The organism is Actinotalea ferrariae CF5-4 (assembly GCF_000603945.1).
GTDB lineage: Bacteria > Actinomycetota > Actinomycetes > Actinomycetales > Cellulomonadaceae > Actinotalea > Actinotalea ferrariae.
This window is the reverse complement of the sequence record NZ_AXCW01000085.1, coordinates 1-17,093: the sequence shown is the minus strand read 5'-3', so window position 1 is coordinate 17,093 and position 17,093 is coordinate 1. Positions and strand designations below refer to the sequence as shown.

The window sequence follows — 17,093 nt, the reverse complement described above, 5'->3', positions numbered from 1 at the left end:
GGAGGACGCCTCGGCCGCCGCCGCCGCCGCGGAGACGGCCGGGCGCGCCGGGCTCGTCCACCTCGCCGCGGCGGCGCACCAGGATCTCGCGGTGCACCTGCGCGCGGCGGGACGACCGGCGGAGGCCCGTCTGGCCGGTTCCGCGGCCAAGCGGTGGCAGCAGTCGGTCACGCCGGCGGTGTCGGTGCCGACCGTCGTGATCGCGGCACCGGTCCCGACCCGACGCACGGACGTGCCCGGCTACGAGCCGTCGCGGCTGCGCGCCCTGTGAGGGCCTCGCCGCCGCCACGCCGGTAGGGGCACGGCCCCGACGGGCACGCGGTCCGGCCGCCAGCCGGTCACCCGGCGGCGGGTCCCCCGAGGCGGCTCAGCGCGTCCAGCGTCTCGTCCGCCCACGCGAGGGTGGCGCGCGCGGCGTGCTCCCCGGCCGACACCGTCATGAGCCAGTACGGCTGCTGCGGGTGGTTCTCGGCCTCCGCGCCGCGGCGGGCGTCCGCCAGGCGCGCCAGGGTCTCCTCGGCGCGCCGTCGGGCGTCCAGGACGAGCTCCGCGCACGCGGCCGGGCCCAGGACGTCGCCGAAGAACAGTCGCAGGAGCATCCCGTTGCGGGGCGGTGAGGCCACGACGGGCTCGCGCAGCAGCTCGACCAGCCGCTCACGACCGGCAGGCGTCAGCCGGTGCACCGCGGACCGCGACCCCTGCGCCTGGACCGCCTCGACGAGCCCCGCCTCCCGGAGCCGGGCCAGGGCCGGGTAGATCTGACCGAAGGACTCGCTCCAGAACATGCCGAGCTCGGTGACGATCGCCTCCCGCGCCGCGTACCCCGTCATCGGCCGGACGGAGAGGGCGGCGAGCACGGCGAGCTCGGTCTGCGACGGCTTGGCCATGGGTTGACTCTATCTGCCAGAGAGGTCTATATCTGGCAGACATGAACGAGCCGAGCACCCTGACCGCCGCCGCCGCCGCGGTGGCCGCCGTCCTGCTCCTCGGCCTCGTCGTCTTCCAGGTCGCGCTGGCCGCCGGCGCACCGTGGGGCCGCGCGGCCTACGGGGGTGCCGCGGCCCGGCTGCCCAGGCGGCTGCGGGTGACCTCCGCCGTCGCGGCCGCGGTGTGGGCCGGGGTGCTGCTCGTCGTCCTGCGGCGGGCGGGCCTCGACGTGTGGGCACCGCTGCCGGATCCCTGGCTCCCGGCCGCCACGATCGCCGTCGTCGCCGTGCTGGTCGTCGCGTGCGTGCTCAACGCGATCACGCCGTCGCGGCTCGAGCGCGCCCTCTGGCTGCCGGTGTCCGTCCTCCTGCTCGCCGCCTGCGCGACCGTCGCCCTCACGGCCTGAGACCCCGCCCCCGCCGCGCCGTCGTAGGCTCGGTGTCGTGGCGACCTTCTCCTCCCTGACCCAGAACCACCTCCTCCAGGCGGTCGCCGAGTACGACGCGCGGGGGGAGGAGGAGTTCCTCGCCGTGCACGGCTTCGAGCCGCTGCCCGCCTACGCGCTCGTGCACCAGGGCCAGAGCTACGACCTGCGCGCCGTCGTCGGCGTCGCGCACCGGTTCGCGACGGGGCGCCTGGCCACCGCGGAGGAGTTCGCCAGCAGCATGGACGTCGTGGTCACGATCCTGCGCCGCCGGGGCTTCGGCGTGACCGAGCCGGCGGCCGCGGTGCGGACGCCCACCCGGTCCGGCACCAGCCGCACGCCGGCGCGCTCGAACGCCGGCTCCACCCGGCCCCGCCCCACCGCAACCCGCGCGCGCACCCGCGAGGAGGTGCCGCCCGCGATCTGCCCCACCTGCTCGATGGCGCTGCCCGCCACGGGCCGCTGCGACGACTGCGGCTGACGCGTCGGCCGGGGTAGCCCCGGCATCCCTCAGGCGGGCCGGACCGCGGCGAGCTGGACCTCGTCCTCGCGCAACGCGCCCGACGGCGACCCGTTGACCGCGACGCACGCGCGCTCCCACGGCCGCTGCCGCTCGAAGAACGCCAGCTCCGCGACCATCCACTCGTGCCAGAAGGCGGTCGCCTCGGCCAGATCGCCGTTGACGCCCTGCTCGACGTCCCGCGCGATGCCGCGGACCTCCGCGAGCGCGAAGTCCGCCTGCACCCACACCGTGGCGTCGACCAGACCGGCGTGCTCGGCGTGGCTGGCCCCGGTCCCCTCGACGACGACGAGGTCCAGGCCCGCCGGGACCTCGATCGCGCCGGGCCGCCCGTGCACGCCCCACTGCGGGGGCCTGAACGACAGCGCCCGCCCGGCGTGCAGCGGCTCCAGCACGTCCTCGGCGAGGAGGTGGCCCCACTCGTACAGCGGCTCGTTCCAGGAGAGGTCGTCGACGTGCACGACGGCGGACCGCGGCACGAGCCGCTGCAGCCGCGCCGAGAGCGTCGTCTTGCCCGACGCCCCCCGACCGTCCACCGCGACGACGCGCGGCCGGCCGACGGGGTCGCCGGCCTCGGCACGGACGACGTCGAGCAGGTCGCGCAGGGGCACGGTCCGCCAGGGGCCGAGCTCGGGTTCACCGGGAGGCAGCGTCACGGCGCCCATCTCACCGCACCGCGCGCGCCGTCGGGCCGGAACGGGCCGCCGGTTCTGCGCAGTGCTGTGGTGCCCGGTGGCGCCCGCACCAACCGGCCCGCCCGCGCCGTCGTCGGCCGCCGGGATACTGGACCGGTGACCGACGTGCGCTGCCCCTGCGGCACCGGCCTGCTGCTCGGCGAGTGCTGCGGACCGCTCCACGCGGGCGAGCGCGCCCCGACGGCCGAGCGCCTCATGCGCTCGCGGTTCAGCGCGTTCGCGACCGGCGACACCGCGTACCTGCTGCGCACCTGGCACCCGTCCACGCGGCCGCGCGAGCTCGAGCTGGACCCGGAGGACCGCTGGTACCGCCTCGACGTCCTGCGGACCGAGCGCGGGGGTCTGCTCGACACCGACGGCGTCGTGGAGTTCCGGGCGTACCGGCGCTCGCCGTCGGGAGCGGGGACGCTGCACGAGGTCAGCCGGTTCGTCCGCGAGGACCGGCAGTGGCTCTACGTGGACGGCGCCGTCTCCTGACGACGGCGACAGCGCCCACGGCTCCACGGGTCCACGGCCCCACGGCTCCGTCGCGCCTGAGCGGGGCCTGGCACCGCTCCCGGTCCAGATGCAGGCCTCCGGCACGTCGTCCTAGGGTCGAAGCGACCCCCGAACGCACGACGAACGGAGGACCCCATGAGCCACCTGAACGGGAAGACCGTGGCCTTCCTGGCGACGAACGGCTTCGAGGACAGCGAGCTGACGAGCCCCTGGCAGGCCGTCACCGAGCACGGCGCGCAGGCGGTGCTCGTCTCCCCCGAGACCGGGACGATCACCGGCAAGAACGGTCACGAGGCGCAGGTCGACGAGGCCGTGTCCGCGGCTGACGCCGGCCGGTTCGACGCCCTCGTCCTGCCCGGCGGTGTCGCGAACGGCGACACGATCCGCATGGACACCGACGCCGTCCGGTTCGCCAAGGCCTTCTTCGAGCAGCACAAGCCGGTCGGCGTCATCTGCCACGGCGGCTGGATCCTCACGGACGCCGACGTCGTCCGCGGGCGGACCATGACCTCCTACCCGTCGCTCAGGACGGACCTGCGCAACGCCGGCGCGACGTGGGTGGACGAGGACGTGGTCACGGACCACGGCCTGGTCTCGAGCCGGGTGCCCGACGACCTGCCGGCGTTCAACGCCAAGCTCGTCGAGGAGATCGCCGAGGGCGTCCACGAGCGCCAGACCGCCTGACAGCCCGTCCCCCGCGAGCCCCCTCCCGCCCCCGGCGCGAGGGGGCTCGCGCACGCCACCGGCAGGATCGTGGAGAGAACCCCGCGTCCATCGCGGGGAACTCGCCCCGATCCCCGCACCGGCGGGGAGATCCCCGCCGAGCGGGCCCGCGCGGGAGCACGGTCAGAGTGTGATCGCACCCGTCGCCAGCGCCCACACGCCGACGGCGGCCCCGACGACCGAGACCGCGAAGATCACCACCTCGCGCCCCTCGAGCACCCGGCGACCCTGCTCGCGCCGCGCCAGGGCGAAGAGGATCGTCGCGGGCGCGTAGAGCACGAAGGACAGCAGCAGGTAGGACGGCCCCGCCGCCCACAGCAGGAACACCGTGTAGAGGGTCGCCACCCCCGCGACGACGACGTCGCGCCGCCACACCCGCTCGCCCGGCGCGTAGCCCTCCCGCCGCAGCACGAGGCGCAGGCCGTACCCGGCCGCCAGGAGGAACGGCACGAGCACCAGCGCGCTCGTCAGCTCCAGCGCGAGGCCGAACGCGTCCTCCGACGCGAGCGTGACCACGAGCAGCACCTGCACCACGACGGACGTCAGCAGCAGCGCGCCGACCGGCACGTCCTTGCGCTCCCGGGCGAGCAGCCGCGGCATGTCCCGGTCCTTCGCCGCGACGAACATCACCTCGGCGGCCATGAGGGTCCAGGCCAGGTAGGCGCCCCCGACGGAGACCACGAGCCCGACGGCGACCAGCCCGGCACCCCAGGGCCCGACGGCGGCCTCGAAGACGCCCGCCATCGACGGCTCGTCCAGCGCCGCGATCTCGGCGCGCGGCAGGATCCCGTACGCCACCACCGTCACGGACGCGAAGACGGCCAGCACGCTGAGGAAGCCGAGGAGGGTCGCCCGGCCGACGTCCTGCCGACGCCGGGCATGGCGGGAGTAGACGCTGGCGCCCTCGACGCCGAGGAACACGAAGACCGTCGTCAGCATCGTGGCGCGCACCTGCTCCCACAGCGGCGGGGCGCCCGCACCGCCGGAGAGGTTCTCGGCGAACACCGCGGGGTCGAAGACGAAGGCCGTGAGCAGCACGAACGTGAGGATGGGCAGGAGCTTGGCGACCGTGACGACGCGGTTGACCGCCGCCGCCTCCCGCACCCCGCGCCGGACGAGCAGGTAGAACACCCACAGGCCCACCGAGGAGAGCGCGACGGCGAGCACCGTGTCGCCCGCCCCGAGCGCCGGGAACACGGCGCCGAGGGTCGACATGATGAGCACCCAGTAGGTGACGTTCCCCGCGCACGCGCTGGCCCAGTACCCGAAGGCGGAGAAGAAGCCGAGGTACTCCCCGAACCCCGCCTTGGCGTAGGAGTAGACGCCGGCGTCGAGGTCCGGTCGACGCACCGCGAGGTTCTGGAAGACCAGGGCCACCGTGAGCATCCCGGTGCCCGCCACCGCCCACGCGACGAGCGCCCCCCACACCCCGGTCTCCGCGGCGAAGCGGCCGGGCAGGGCGAAGACGCCGGCGCCCACCATCGACCCGACGACGACGGCGGCGAGCGTCGGGACACCCACCGTGCGGACGCCGGTCGCGGGCGCTGCGTTGGTGCTCGTGCTCACTGCTCTCCCTCGTTACATACCTATGAGTGCAACCTCACGAGTATGCACGATGAGCGCTGGCCGAGCTCCGGACCTTCGTCGGCACGACCGTACGCAGCACACCCGGGGCAGCGGCGCGGCGGACGCGTCAGTCGCCGACCGCGACCGGCCGGGACGGGTCGCGCACCCACTCCGACCACGAGCCCGCGTACAGGGCCGCGACGACCCCCACCTCGTGCAGGGCCAGCACCAGCTGCGCCGCGGTGACGCCCGAGCCGCAGTAGGCGCCGACCTCCCCCTCCGCCCACACGCCCGCGGTGAGCACGGCGCGCAGGCGGGCGGGCGGCAGGTAGCGGCCGTCGCCCGCCAGCAGCGCCGAGGTGGGCACGTTGACGGCGCCGGGGACGTGGCCGGCCACCGGGTCGATCGGCTCCACCTCGCCCCGGAACCGCTCCGCGGCACGGGCATCCAGCAGCACGCGCCCCCCGGCCAGGACGTCGTCGGCCGTGAGCACGGGCAGGCCGCCCGGACGAACGACGGCGTCCGGGGCGGGCACGGGGACGACGTCACCGCTCTCCACCGCCCCGCAGGCCGCGACCCACGCCGGGAGCCCGCCGTCGAGCACGTGCACCCGCTCGTGCCCGCCCCAGCGGAGCACCCACCAGGCGCGCGCCGCGGCGGCCCCGACGCCGCCGTCGTAGACGACCACGTCCCGGTCCGGCCCGACGCCCAGGCGACGGAAGGTCGCCTCGAGGTCCTCCGGCGACGGCAGCGGGTGGCGCCCGCCCTCCCCCGGCGGCGACGCCAGCTCACGGTCCAGGTCGAGGAACACCGCGCCCGGCAGGTGCCCCGCCTCGTAGCCGGCCCGGTCCGACCCGGCGAGCACCCACCGGACGTCCAGGAGCAAGGGAGGTGGGGCGTCGTCGTCGGCCAGTCTCATGGACAGGGCCTCGGGCGAGATCAGCGCAGCCGTCACCGCACCACTGTCCCACCGGACGCCGCGGTCGGGCGTGAAGATCGGGGAGAGTCGGGGGCGCCCACCGCCACCGAGCTTCCCCGATGCGCTCCTCCACCGTCAGGGCGGGCGGGTCAGCGGACCGCCGGCACCTCCAGCAGGCGACGCGCCGCGACGCCGATCGCCGCGGTGTAGGTCGGGTAGGCGAACTCGACCTGGGCGAGCGTCGCGACGTCGACCCCCGCGGCCATCGCCGTCGTCACGGCCTGGATGACCTCCACGGCGTTCTCGCCCACCGCGTGCGCGCCGAGCAGGTACTCGCGGCGCCGGTCGGCCACGAGCTTGAGGAAGCCGCGCGGGCGGTCGTCGATGACGGGCCGCTCGAGCTCGTCGTACGGCACCAGCACGCTCACGCAGTGCTCGTCGCGCTCGCGCGCCTCGGGCTCGGTGAGGCCGACGTCGGCGTAGTCCGGGTCCGTGAAGCCGCCCGCGGGCAGGAGTCGGTGCGGGGTCCGGACCGTCGTGCCGAGCACCGCGTTGCGCGCCGCCGCCTCCGCCTCGGAGTTCGCCGCCTGGACGAGCATCGCCATCCCGTTGGCGTCTCCGGCGACGTAGACGTGCCCGACGTTCGACGCGAGGTACTCGTCGACCGGGATGCGGCCCTTCTCCGCGTGCACCCCGGCGGCGTCGAGCCCGAGGTCCTCGACCGCGGCGGGCCACCCCGTCGACATGACCACCGCGTCGACGACGACGTCGCGCGCCTCGCCCTCCGCGCGCCAGGCGAGCCGGACGCCGTCGTCGGTCCGCTCGAGCCGTTCGACGGTCTCGATGCCCGTCTCGACGTGGACACCCTGGTCGCGGAACGCGGCCGTCACGTGCGCGGACACGTCCGGGTCGGTCTGGGCGAGGATCCGCGGCGCCACCTCCAGCAGCGTCACGTCGCTGCCGAACGCGTTGAAGATCGTCACGAGCTGCGCGCCGGTGTTGCCCGCCCCGACGACGGCGACCCGGCGCGGCAGGTCCGGCAGCTCCAGGACCTCCTCCGGCATCGTCGCGAGCTCGGCGCCGGGCACCGGCAGCCGCCGCGAGTGTCCGCCGACGCAGAGGATGACCGTCTCGGCCCGGACCCGCCGCGTGCCCGAGCCGTCGGCGTCGCGGACCTCCAGCTCGTGGGGGGAGACGAACCGGGCCCGGCCCCGCAGGAGGTCGACGTCGGCCCCGTCGAAGCGGCCGGCGTCGTCCTTGGTGGCGCGGACGCGGTCGACGGTGGCGCGGACCCGCGCGACCGTCGTGGGCCAGTCGATGCGCTGCTCGGTCACCGAGATCCCGTAGGTGTCGGCGGTGCGGACCTCGCGCATGAGGCGCGCGGTCTTGGCCAGGACGCGGGTCGGGACGCAGCCGGTGTTGACGCACGTGCCGCCCGTCGGGCCCGCCTCCACCACGCCGACCCGAGCACCGAGCTCGGCTGCGCGCAGGGCCGCGGCGGTGCCGGCCGGGCCGGCGCCGACCACGAGGACGTCGTAAGAGTCGATCATGCCCCTACCCTGACGGGCGCCGGCCGCGAGCGCGCGCGGGGATCGGCCGGTCCTCAGCCGACCGCCTCAGCCGACCGCCCCCTCCCGTCCGCTGCCCGCACCACGGCAGGCTTGCTCAGCCGCTCGCACGGAACACGACGGAAGCGCGCCTCGTTGCGGCAGGTGCACGGACCCGCACGCCGACCCGAGGAGACCCATGAGCCAGCGCACCGTCGTCATCACCGGCGCCAGCGACGGGATCGGCGCCGCCGCCGCCCGGGAGCTGTCCGCGCGCGGTGACCGGGTCGTCGTCGTCGGGCGGTCGGAGGGCAAGACGCGCGCCCTGGCCGACGAGCTCGGCTCGCCCCACCACCTCGCGGACTTCGCGGACCTGGACCAGGTGCGCCGCCTCGCGGACGAGCTGCGCGACGCCTACCCGCGCATCGACGTGCTCGCCAACAACGCGGGCGGCGTCATGGGCTCGCGCGAGGTGACCAAGGACGGCCACGAGAAGACCCTCCAGGTCAACCACCTCGGACCGTTCCTGCTCACCCACCTGCTCCTGGACCGCCTCCGGGAGAGCCGAGCGACGGTGATCAACACGTCGAGCGCCGCGGCGCGGCTTTTCGGGAAGATCGACCTGCACGACCTGCACAACGAGCGGAAGTACTCCGCGCAGAAGGCCTACGGCGACGGCAAGCTCGCCAACGTCCTGTTCACGCGCGAGCTGCACCGCCGCCACGGGGATGCGATCGCCACGGCGGCGTTCCACCCGGGCGTCGTCGCGACGAGCTTCGCCACCGAGTCGCACAGCATGTTCCGCTTCTTCTACCGGACGCCGCTGCGCCGGTTCTTCATGCTCACGCCCGAGCAGGGCGCCGACACGCTCGTCTGGCTCGCCACCGCGCCGCGCGAGGAGTGGACGCCGGGGGGCTTCTACGAGAAGCGCCGCCCCCAGCAGACCAGCCCCCAGGCCGACGACGCCGCCCTCGCCGCCGGCCTCTGGGAGCGCAGCGCGGACCTGGTCGGCGTCACTCCCTGACGGACCACCGCCCGGACGCCCGCCGCGCGCCTCCGCGCCGGGCACCACGAGCTCGCCACCACGAGCTCGCCACCACGAGCTCGGCACCACGAGCTCGACACCACGAGCTCGGCACCACGAGCTCGGCACCACGAGCTCGGCACCACGAGCTCGGTACTCCGCGTCGAGCTCGGTCCTCCCACGTACCGATCTCGACGCCAACTACCGAGCTCGGCGACGGGCGAGGGAGGGCCAGGGGCCGGAAGGGTCAGGGGCGCGGGCGGGGCAGGGACCCGGGGGTCAGCGTCCGGAGCGGGTCGGCGCAGTCGGACGTCAGGTGAGCCAGCGGGTGCGCTTCGGGCGCGTGGCCTTCGACCACCGGCGCCGGAAGTCCGCCCGCGCCGACGCGGACCGCTCGCGCTCGACGCCGTGCAGCAGGCCCCACGTGAAGGCGTTCTCCCCCTCCAGGTGCGCCGCGACGCCGATCTCCCGCAGCGCCCGCCGCGCCACCACGCTGTCCTGGTGCTCGCCGAGCGCGTCCTGGACCGCCTCGACCCGCGCCGCGAACCGGGCAGCCTGCCCCCCGAGGGCCGGCGCCACCGCCTCCGCCGCGTAGCGCACGCGGCGCACGCCCTTCCGCGCCTCGTGCAGGGCGACGTCGGCACCGACAGCACCAGGGATGTCACCGGCGCCGTTCTCTCCGGCGACGTCACCGGCGCCGTCCGGCCCGGCGATATCACCGGCGCCCTCGGGCACCGCCTCGACCCGGGCGACGGCGTCCCGCCACACCCGCGCCACCGCGGCGGGCAGGACCTTCGTGGCCTTCCGCCGGGCCCGCCCCCGCCACGGGGGCGCCGCCACGAGCGCGTCGAGGTCGTCGAGGAGGGCCAGGTAGCGCGCGCCGGCGAGGTAGGCGACGACGTCGTCCTGGGCGCGGCGGTGCTCGGCGCGGGCGCGATCCCGGAGCCGGCGCTCGACGGGTCCGAGGACGAGCTCCGACGGCTGCTCCGCGACGAGCGCCTCCAGCCGCGCCGCGAGCACCTCCGCGTCCCGGGCGCGGCCCAGCGGCTCACCGAGGGCGTCGAGCTCGTCGCGCAGCGGGTCGGTCACGGCACGGTCCAGCAGCGGCCGGTACGTCCGCAGGGTCGAGCGGAGCCGCCGCGCCGCGACCCGCAGCCGGTGGACGGCGTCGGGCTCGTCGGCCCGGACCTGCGGGTCGAGGGCCTTCAGCGCCGCGACCTGCTCCGCGAGGTGGCGCCAGACGACGTCGCCGGCCGTGCCCGCCCGCAGGCCGCTGACCGGCTCGGGCACCGGCTCGGGCACCGGCTCGGCGGCCTCGGGCATCGCCGACCGGAGCAGGCGGCCGACCTTGGACGCGTGGCCTGCCGCGACGGCCCCGGCACCGAGGAGGCGCTCGCGCGCGGCCTCCAGGAGGGCGTCGTCGCCGTCGACGAGCTCGACCTCCCACTCGCGCCAGCCGCTGCCGGCACCGCCGCTCGACCGGTCCACGCCGCCGACCGTGCCGTCCACGGCGTCGTCGCAGACCTCGGCGAGCACGCTCCCGTCGTCGGCCACGAGACGGTGCACCTCGCGCCGGGTCCGCAGCGTCGCGACGGGCACGAGCGTCCCGGTGCGGACGTGGACCTGCACCTGCCCCCGGAGCTCGCTCGGCACGGTCCGCGTCGCCCGCCCGAGCGGCAGGCGCGTCTCGGAGCGGTCGCCGTCGGGCAGCGGCCGCTTGAGGTGCCAGCCCTCGTCCGGGCCGCCGGAGCGACGCCGCAGCGTGATCCGGTTCCGCAGGAGGCGCAGGTCCGCGGTGTCGAAGTAGACGGCCTCGTGGTCGATGACCTCGGTGCGGACCTCGGCCACGCCGGGCAGCCCGTCGAGCTCCGGCAGCTCGACCCCCTCGGGCACGTCGAGCTTGATCTCACGCTCCACCTGCGTCTGCGCCGCCATGCGCTCATCGTGTCCGCTCCGCCGGTCCGGCGCAGCCCCGCCCGCCGGTCCGGCGCAGCCCGGGCCGGACACGGTGAAGGGTTGGTCGCCCCCTGCACGACCAACCCTCCACCGCGGCGCGAAGACCTCGCGGGTCAGCCGAGCTGCGCCGTGATGCGCTCCACGAGCCCGGTGCGCGCGAAGACCGCCGCGCTGAGGTCCGCGGGCAGCACGCCGTCGAGCGCCTGCACCGTGCGGCCGTCGGCGAGCAGCACCTCGACCCGGGACACCCGGACCGGCGCGACACCGCCGGCGTCGTCCCGGTCCGCCTCGACCTGGCCCGCGACGGCGTCGTCGTCCGCGCGGTACAGCACCGGGACCTGGCAGAACGTGAACGCCAGCGACCCGGCCGGCAGGTCCACCTCGCGCGGGGCGCCGCCCACGTCGCGGTACCGGAACGTCGTCGGCGCCGTGGTCCACTCCTGCGGCCGCAGCAGCGCCGGCCGGACGACGACGCGACCCTCCTCCACCCGCAGGCCCAGCTCACCCAGGCGCGTCAGCACCTCCTCCTTGACCTGTCCCGTCATCCCGGGCTGGCGGGCGCCGCGGCCGGCCGGGGTGTGCGAGTACGGGTCGACCGGGAAGGCGCCGTACTGCTGCGGCGACTTGCAGTAGCCCAGGCCCTGGCGGACGTCCTCGTACGCGGCGGCGAGGTCCGCGACGACGTCGGCCGGCGCGCCCGTGGCGACCGCCTGCTCGTGGTGCTCCTGCACCGCCAGCAGCAGCTTGGAGACCATGTGCCAGTAGATGCTGCCGAGCCCCTCGAACGCGAAGAACGAGCCGGAGCGGCCCGTGAACTCCGCGTGGTGGAAGACCTCCTCGAAGACCTCCAGCAGCGCGCCCCGCTCCTGTGCCACGAGCGCCGGGTCCACCGCCCCCGACGACGCCGCGGCGGCCAGGCCCGCGCGCACGTGGCGCTCGTTCCGCACGGCCGGCGCGAAGCGGTAGTCGCCGTGGCGGTCGCGCAGCACCACGGACCGGTCGCCCGCCTCGACGAGGGCCGCGAACAGCGGCGACGTCGCGCGGGCGGCGGGGACGCGGTTCTTGTCGAGAAGCGTGGGCAGGTCCCGGTCCGGGTACAGCATGTAGCTGTGCTGGTCCGCCCGGTACAGGGGTGAGGTCCGCAGCGCCGCGAGGACGTCGCGGGCTTCCGCGGGGCCCAGCAGCCCGGAGGAGAGCACGGCGACCTGCCCCTCGAGCATGACCTGGAGCCGGCGGATCCCGGCGTGGTCGCTGCCGAGGTCGATCACGTTGTACGAGTGGAACAGGCCGTCCTCGCGGCGGTTGGCCCGCAGGCCGGAGTCGACGTACCGGCGCGCGACGTCGAGCAGCGCCCGGACGTGCTCGCGCTCCAGCGTCACGCGGTGGCCGTCGAACCCGCCGTAGACCTGGGAGCGGTAGGCCGTGCCCGCCGCGCCGAGCTCGTCCATGACGGTGCGGCGCAGGCCGTCCGTGAAGCCCTCCACGGTGGCCCCGACGTGCCGGGTCAGGGTCTGCAGGACGTCGCGGAACAGGTCGCCCAGCTCGGTCGTCACGGTGACGTCGCGGTCCAGCAGCCCCTCGACCACGTCGAGGTAGCGCCGCACGTACGCGAGCGTGACGACGGACAGCCCCCGGCCGACGAGCGCGTTGTTCGCGTCGTTCCACTCGGGGCGCTGGGTGTTCATCCAGATGCCGCCCTCGGGGACGAGGTTGACGAGCTTCGCGAGGACGGTCAGCAGGAGCTTCTCGGCCAGCGTGACGCGGACGAGGTCGCCGTCGGCGCCGCGCACGAGGCGGCCGTCCGCGCCCTCGGTGGCCACGCGCTTCTCGACGGCCGCGTGCGCCTCCGTGTCGAAGGTGATGGTCGAGGACGGGTCCGCGACGGTCCGCCGGTAGGACGCGAGCCGGTACGGCACGTCCGCGTGGGTGAAGAGCGGCGCGTCGACGAGCGCGGGGAGCCGGTCCGGGTGGAAGCGCAGCGAGGTCTCGATGAGCTTGCACAGGTAGACGACCTGGTGGTCGCTCCAGTACCCGATGTTCGCCCACGGGTTCTCCGGCTCCGGGACCTCCCAGTCGATGCCCGAGCGGGAGATCCGGTACGGGTTGTAGCCGTCGGCGGTGGTCGCGTCGAGGAAGACCGTCGTCATCGACTCGACGTACTCCGGGAACGACCAGGCCAGGGCCTCCCAGTTCTGGAAGATGTCGCGCCAGTTGCCCTGGTAGTCCACGCGGGTACGGCCGTCGTCGTCGGTCAGCGCGATGCGGAACTTGTTCCAGGGGCGGCTGGGGTCGCCGTGGCGCCGGCTGAAGGTCAGCGGCAGGTACTCGGCGGCGAGGCGGCGCAGGTCGGCGTCGCCGCTGGCCTGCGCGCGCTGCAGCAGGTCGCCGATGCTCAGCTGCTCGGGCAGCGCGTCGAGGACGTCGGCACGGCGCGCGGCCGTCCGCGGGCTCCGCTGCTCGACGAACCGGCGCACGTCCGCCGCCTCGACGGCGTACCCGTCGACGGGGATGCCGCCGCGCATGAGGTTGAACAGGACGTTCGCGGCGTGGTGGGCGGCCGCCAGCTCGTCGCCGCTGACCTGGGCGCCGTCGGCGGTGGTGACGAGACGCTCGAGCTCGGCGCGGGTCGCGGCGACGTCCTCCGCGAGGCGCGTCGCCAGGCCGCCCGCGGCGAGGTCGGCCTGGAGGTCGACGACGGCGGCCGCGTCCAGGTCGACGTCGGCGACGACGGACCAGCGGCGCTCCTGCCCCGGCGCCAGGGCCACGCGGCTGCGCACGAGGTAGGCCCCGCGCTCGCCGCGGACCTCCGCCTCGGGGGCGACCGGGTCGCCGAAGGCGAACGCGGTCACCTGCCGGTCGGACAGGAGGTGGTCGACGTCGTCGAGCCCGACCTGCCACGCGACGTTGGCGTGGAGGGACTCGCTCGGCTCGGCGAGGTCGGTGAGGTGGGAGTTGAGGTAGAGCAGGCCGAGGCCCGTCGCGGGGTCGACCTCGGTGCGCTTGTACGCGTCGAGGAGGCTGCTCAGCTCGTTCTGGACCTGGACGGTCGCGCCGGCCGGCAGGAGGTTGCGGAAGCCGTCGAGCACCTCGACCTCGCGGGTGCCGGTGGCCGTGGCGCCGGTCGAGGCGAGGGCCCCGCCGCGGACGACGCCGTAGCGGGCGCTCGTCTGCCACGTCGCGCGGAAGCGCAGGCCCAGGTCCGGCCGGGTCTCCTCCATGACGAGCGTCGTGCCGAGCACGTCCTTGTAGAGATCCCGCTCGACCGCCGGGTCGCCCGGGCGCAAGGGGGCGAACGGCTCCCAGACGACGACGCCGTCGTCGGTCGCGACCCGCAGCACGGTGAGGCCGCCGGTGGACCGGACGCCGTCGGTGACCTTGTCCTCGGTCGTGTAGGGGAAGAGCGCGCGGTCGGCCTCGACGCGGCCGGCGGTCACGCCGCCCGTGCTCGCGAGGAACACCCAGAGGTCGCTCGCGCCCACGAGGGTCATGAAGAACGGCGGCATCCGGTCGACGTGCCGGATCCGGTAGAACCGGCGCCCGTCGAGGTCGACGAGGTCGCCCGTGACGCCGGCGTCAGGACCGGACGGCGAGAGGGCGGTGGGCCGGGCGGCAGCGCCGATGGACATGAGGTTCTCCTGGTGGGCGCCGGGACCGTCCGGGCGCACGCGGCTCCCCTTGGGGCGCCGGCCGTCGTCGGCGGCGAGAGAGCGCTCTCTCATCGTGCCACGCCGACCTCCCCGTCGGCAACGGTCTCCGCGCCCCCGTCCCGCCGGTCAGCGGCGCGCCCACCGCCGGACCACGAGCGCCAGGCCACCGGCGAACGACACCCCGAGGAACCCCAGGTACGGCTCGTACCCACGCCGCAGCATCGGCTGCGTCACCCGCGCGGCCCCGGCCACCGCGGCCCCGATCGCCAGCGCCCGCGCCGCGCGGGCCCCCGCCGTGTGCAGGGCGAACGGGACCGCCGGCACGTCGAGATCCCCGGCGGCCTGCGCGTAGACCTTGACCGGGATGCCGTCGAGCGCCTGCCGCCAGACGCCCTGTGCCCCCCGCGCCATGTGCTCGTGCGCGACACGGTGCATGGGGGCCGGCGTGAGGGGCGCCGGGATCCGGACGCCGCGCCGCACCAGGCCCCGGTTGACCAGCGCCCCCGCGACGGAGCCGACCGCGAGCCAGCGCGCCGCCGAGAGCACCCGGGGCGGGTTGGCGGCGCCGACGACGGCGAGGTACATCTCGGCGGTGACCGGCGAGATCGTCGCCTCGGCGAAGCCCCAGGCCACGGCACCCGCCTTGCCCACCGGCCCGTCCAGGGCGCGGTGGAAGGCCCGCCACGTCGGCGACGGCTTGTACGACGCCGGGCCCATGTCGAGCAGCTCCTGGATCTGGTCCACCACCGGCTGCATGCTGTCCCGGAGGTCCTCCGGCTGGATAGCGCGGCCCAGGCGGACCTCGACCGGGCCCGGCCGGAACGACCCGCCCTTGGGCAGCAGGTCGTGCGTCCCCACGACGGCCACCGGCAGGATCGGGACGTCGAACTCCTTGGCCATCCGCAGCGCGCCCTTGCGGAACGTGCCGAGCGTGCCGTCCTTGCTGCGGGTGCCCTCCGGGAACACCAGCAGGCTCGAGCCCTGCCCGAGCACCTGCTGCGCGCCCTCGACGAGCGAGTCGTACCCGCCCCCGCCCTTGCGCCGCACGGGCACGGCGCCGATCGCCAGCTTGACGACCGCCTTGCGCCACCGCGTGGTGAACCAGTAGTCCTCCGCCGCGACGACCATCGGCTTGTACGGGGTGGGGAACGCCGCGATGAGCGCGGGGGTGTCCGCGTGCGAGCTGTGGTTCGCGACGACGACCATCGCCTCGTACGGCGCGCTGCCGGTGACCTTGAACCCGCCGATCGCCTGGAAGAACCACCGCCAGAACGTCTTGCGGGCGGCGCCGGTGTAGGTGAAGCCGGGCGGGGTGCCGACGCGGCGGCGGCGCTGGTAGAGCCGCTCGGCCGCCTCCTCGGCGCGCTGCCGGGCGTCCGTCGCGAGGTCGTGCGCGCGCTCCGCGGCGTCCTCCGCACGCTGCCGCGCCTCGGCGGCGAAGTCCGCGGCGATGCCCCCGGCCGCCCGACGGGTCTGCTCGGCGAGGTCCTCCGCGACCCGCCGGGCCTCCTCGGCCGCCCGACGACGCGCCGCGGTGAGCTCGGCGGCGATCTGGCGGGCGTGCTCGAACCCCTCGTCGGGGCGGTGGCTGTGCGCGACCGGGGCGGACGCCTCGGCGTCGGACCCCTCCGCGCCGGACGCCCCCGAGCCGGACGACGTCGGGCCGGGACCGGCGCCGTCGTCCGGGCCGTCCCCCACCTCACCCCGGAGGAGCTGGCCGACCGGCCGCTCGGGGACGGTGGGCACGTCGTCGGGGCGCGGCTCGGCGCTCACGCGAGGACCGCCGCGAGCGGCAGGACGAGCAGCAGCGAGTCCACCCGGTCCAGCAGACCGCCGAACCCGGGCAGCCACGCACCGGCGTCCTTGACCCCCGCCTGACGCTTCACCATCGACTCCACGAGGTCGCCTCCCACGCTCCCGAGCACCACGGCCACGACCAGCCCCGGTGTCACGGATCCCAGCACCCCCAGGACCAGCGTTCCACCGATCGCCGCCCCCGCCAGCCCCCCGACGGTCTTGCTGGGGCTCAAGGGTGACAGGGGCCGCCGTGCCCACGCGAACCGACGCAGCCCGGTGCCCCCGCACCACGCGGCGACGTCGGTCGCGGCCGCCGCGAAGAGGAGGAGGTAGGCGTCCCGCCCGACGACGACGAGGTGCGCGAGGGACCAGCAGATCCAGATCGACCCGAAGGCCGTGGCGGCCGCCCGGGTCATGCCGTCACGCACGTCCCCCCGGAGCACCGCGGGCACGGCGCACAGCAGCGCGACGAGCGGGGCGAGAGCGAGCAGGTCGGGCGCGAGCCAGGCGGCTGCGGGGTAGGCGACCGCGAGGACGGCCAGCACGGTCCGCTCCGCGCGGGGGAGCCGCGCCATGGCGCCGAACTCGCGCACCCCCTGCAGCGCGAGCGCCGCGGCGAGGAGCGCCGTCGTCGCCGGACCGATCCAGATCGGGATGCCGACGACGGGGACGATGAGCACCCAGGTGGACCAGCGACGGCGCAGCTCGGGGCGTCGCGACAGCAGGACGGGCACGGCCGCCACCGCGAGGATCGCGACGGAGAGCCCGAAGAGGAAGACGGCGCGCCCCAGCAGCTCGACCTCCAGCGGTCCGAGCGCGACGTCGATGGCGAAGGCCGACCGGTCGAGGC

15 protein-coding genes are annotated in these 17,093 nt (G+C 75.7%); 6 read left to right on the top strand and 9 right to left on the bottom strand.

All coding sequences use genetic code 11. The features are described 5' to 3' along the window. Positions 1–271: hypothetical protein (locus tag N866_RS21355; protein WP_034225626.1), on the top strand; the 271-nt coding region annotated here is incomplete at its 5' end. Positions 272–338: 67 nt separating this feature from the next. On the opposite strand, the gene N866_RS09390 is transcribed toward N866_RS21355, so the two are convergent. Further along, a complete protein-coding gene (locus N866_RS09390) occupies positions 339–887 on the bottom strand; it encodes a PadR family transcriptional regulator (RefSeq protein ID WP_034225623.1) in 549 nt (182 codons plus the stop codon). A gap of 41 nt (positions 888–928) precedes the next feature. Between N866_RS09390 and N866_RS09385 the strand changes: the two genes are divergently transcribed. Continuing rightward, entirely contained in the window at positions 929–1,333 is a 405-nt protein-coding gene (locus N866_RS09385; RefSeq protein ID WP_034225621.1) for a hypothetical protein, read from the top strand. A gap of 37 nt (positions 1,334–1,370) precedes the next feature. Further along, a complete protein-coding gene (locus N866_RS09380) occupies positions 1,371–1,832 on the top strand; it encodes a ScoMcrA-related endonuclease (protein ID WP_034225619.1) in 462 nt (153 codons plus the stop codon). A gap of 29 nt (positions 1,833–1,861) precedes the next feature. On the opposite strand, the gene N866_RS09375 is transcribed toward N866_RS09380, so the two are convergent. Further along, positions 1,862–2,527, bottom strand: a complete 666-nt coding sequence (locus N866_RS09375; protein ID WP_216699420.1) for a uridine kinase family protein — start codon at positions 2,525–2,527, stop codon at positions 1,862–1,864. A 135-nt stretch (positions 2,528–2,662) separates the two neighbouring features. On the opposite strand from N866_RS09375, the gene N866_RS09370 reads away from it, so the two are divergent. Together N866_RS09370 and N866_RS09365 are read left to right on the top strand one after the other, a co-directional pair. Further along, a complete protein-coding gene (locus N866_RS09370; RefSeq protein WP_216699419.1) occupies positions 2,663–3,043 on the top strand; it encodes a YchJ family protein in 381 nt (126 codons plus the stop codon). 156 nt (positions 3,044–3,199) lie between these two features. Continuing rightward, positions 3,200–3,748, top strand: coding sequence for a type 1 glutamine amidotransferase domain-containing protein (locus N866_RS09365; RefSeq protein ID WP_034225617.1), 549 nt, complete (start codon positions 3,200–3,202; stop codon positions 3,746–3,748). A gap of 162 nt (positions 3,749–3,910) precedes the next feature. On the opposite strand, the gene N866_RS09360 is transcribed toward N866_RS09365, so the two are convergent. The 3 genes from N866_RS09360 to N866_RS09350 form a co-directional block, all read right to left on the bottom strand. Next, positions 3,911–5,353: a basic amino acid/polyamine antiporter gene (locus N866_RS09360; protein WP_034225615.1), complete on the bottom strand. Its 1,443-nt coding sequence runs from the start codon at positions 5,351–5,353 to the stop codon at positions 3,911–3,913. 127 nt (positions 5,354–5,480) lie between these two features. Further along, positions 5,481–6,308 (bottom strand): sulfurtransferase, encoded by an 828-nt coding sequence (locus N866_RS09355; RefSeq protein ID WP_245612485.1) that lies wholly within the window; start codon positions 6,306–6,308, stop codon positions 5,481–5,483. 113 nt (positions 6,309–6,421) lie between these two features. Then, positions 6,422–7,822, bottom strand: coding sequence for a dihydrolipoyl dehydrogenase family protein (locus N866_RS09350; protein WP_034225613.1), 1,401 nt, complete (start codon positions 7,820–7,822; stop codon positions 6,422–6,424). Between the two features lie 196 nt (positions 7,823–8,018). Here N866_RS09350 and N866_RS09345 point away from each other — a divergent pair, with 196 nt between their 5' ends. Beyond that, positions 8,019–8,843: an SDR family NAD(P)-dependent oxidoreductase gene (locus N866_RS09345; RefSeq protein WP_034225611.1), complete on the top strand. Its 825-nt coding sequence runs from the start codon at positions 8,019–8,021 to the stop codon at positions 8,841–8,843. 312 nt (positions 8,844–9,155) lie between these two features. Here the strand turns inward: N866_RS09345 and N866_RS09340 are convergent, their stop codons facing one another. From N866_RS09340 to N866_RS09325, 4 genes are all read right to left on the bottom strand, one after another. After that, on the bottom strand, positions 9,156–10,778 hold the full coding sequence (locus N866_RS09340) for a CYTH and CHAD domain-containing protein (RefSeq protein ID WP_034225609.1): 1,623 nt from the start codon (positions 10,776–10,778) through the stop codon (positions 9,156–9,158). A 134-nt stretch (positions 10,779–10,912) separates the two neighbouring features. Further along, positions 10,913–14,518, bottom strand: coding sequence for a hypothetical protein (locus N866_RS09335; protein ID WP_245612484.1), 3,606 nt, complete (start codon positions 14,516–14,518; stop codon positions 10,913–10,915). A 54-nt stretch (positions 14,519–14,572) separates the two neighbouring features. Then, positions 14,573–16,219 (bottom strand): 1-acyl-sn-glycerol-3-phosphate acyltransferase, encoded by a 1,647-nt coding sequence (locus tag N866_RS09330; protein ID WP_245612482.1) that lies wholly within the window; start codon positions 16,217–16,219, stop codon positions 14,573–14,575. After that, on the bottom strand, positions 16,216–17,093 hold an 878-nt coding region (locus N866_RS09325), incomplete at its 5' end, for a phosphatidate cytidylyltransferase (RefSeq protein ID WP_034225607.1). The genes N866_RS09330 and N866_RS09325, both read right to left, overlap by 4 nt.

Excerpts from the sequence above, each read along its gene's own strand:
- N866_RS09335 (WP_245612484.1), bottom strand. The coding sequence starts at position 14,518 with ATGAGAGAGCGCTCTCTCGCCGCCGACGACGGCCGGCGCCCCAAGGGG.
- N866_RS09345 (WP_034225611.1), top strand. The coding sequence starts at position 8,019 with ATGAGCCAGCGCACCGTCGTCATCACCGGCGCCAGCGACGGGATCGGC.
- N866_RS09340 (WP_034225609.1), bottom strand. The coding sequence starts at position 10,778 with ATGGCGGCGCAGACGCAGGTGGAGCGTGAGATCAAGCTCGACGTGCCC.
- N866_RS09390 (WP_034225623.1), bottom strand. The coding sequence starts at position 887 with ATGGCCAAGCCGTCGCAGACCGAGCTCGCCGTGCTCGCCGCCCTCTCC.
- N866_RS09385 (WP_034225621.1), top strand. The coding sequence starts at position 929 with ATGAACGAGCCGAGCACCCTGACCGCCGCCGCCGCCGCGGTGGCCGCC.
- N866_RS09350 (WP_034225613.1), bottom strand. The coding sequence starts at position 7,822 with ATGATCGACTCTTACGACGTCCTCGTGGTCGGCGCCGGCCCGGCCGGC.
- N866_RS09365 (WP_034225617.1), top strand. The coding sequence starts at position 3,200 with ATGAGCCACCTGAACGGGAAGACCGTGGCCTTCCTGGCGACGAACGGC.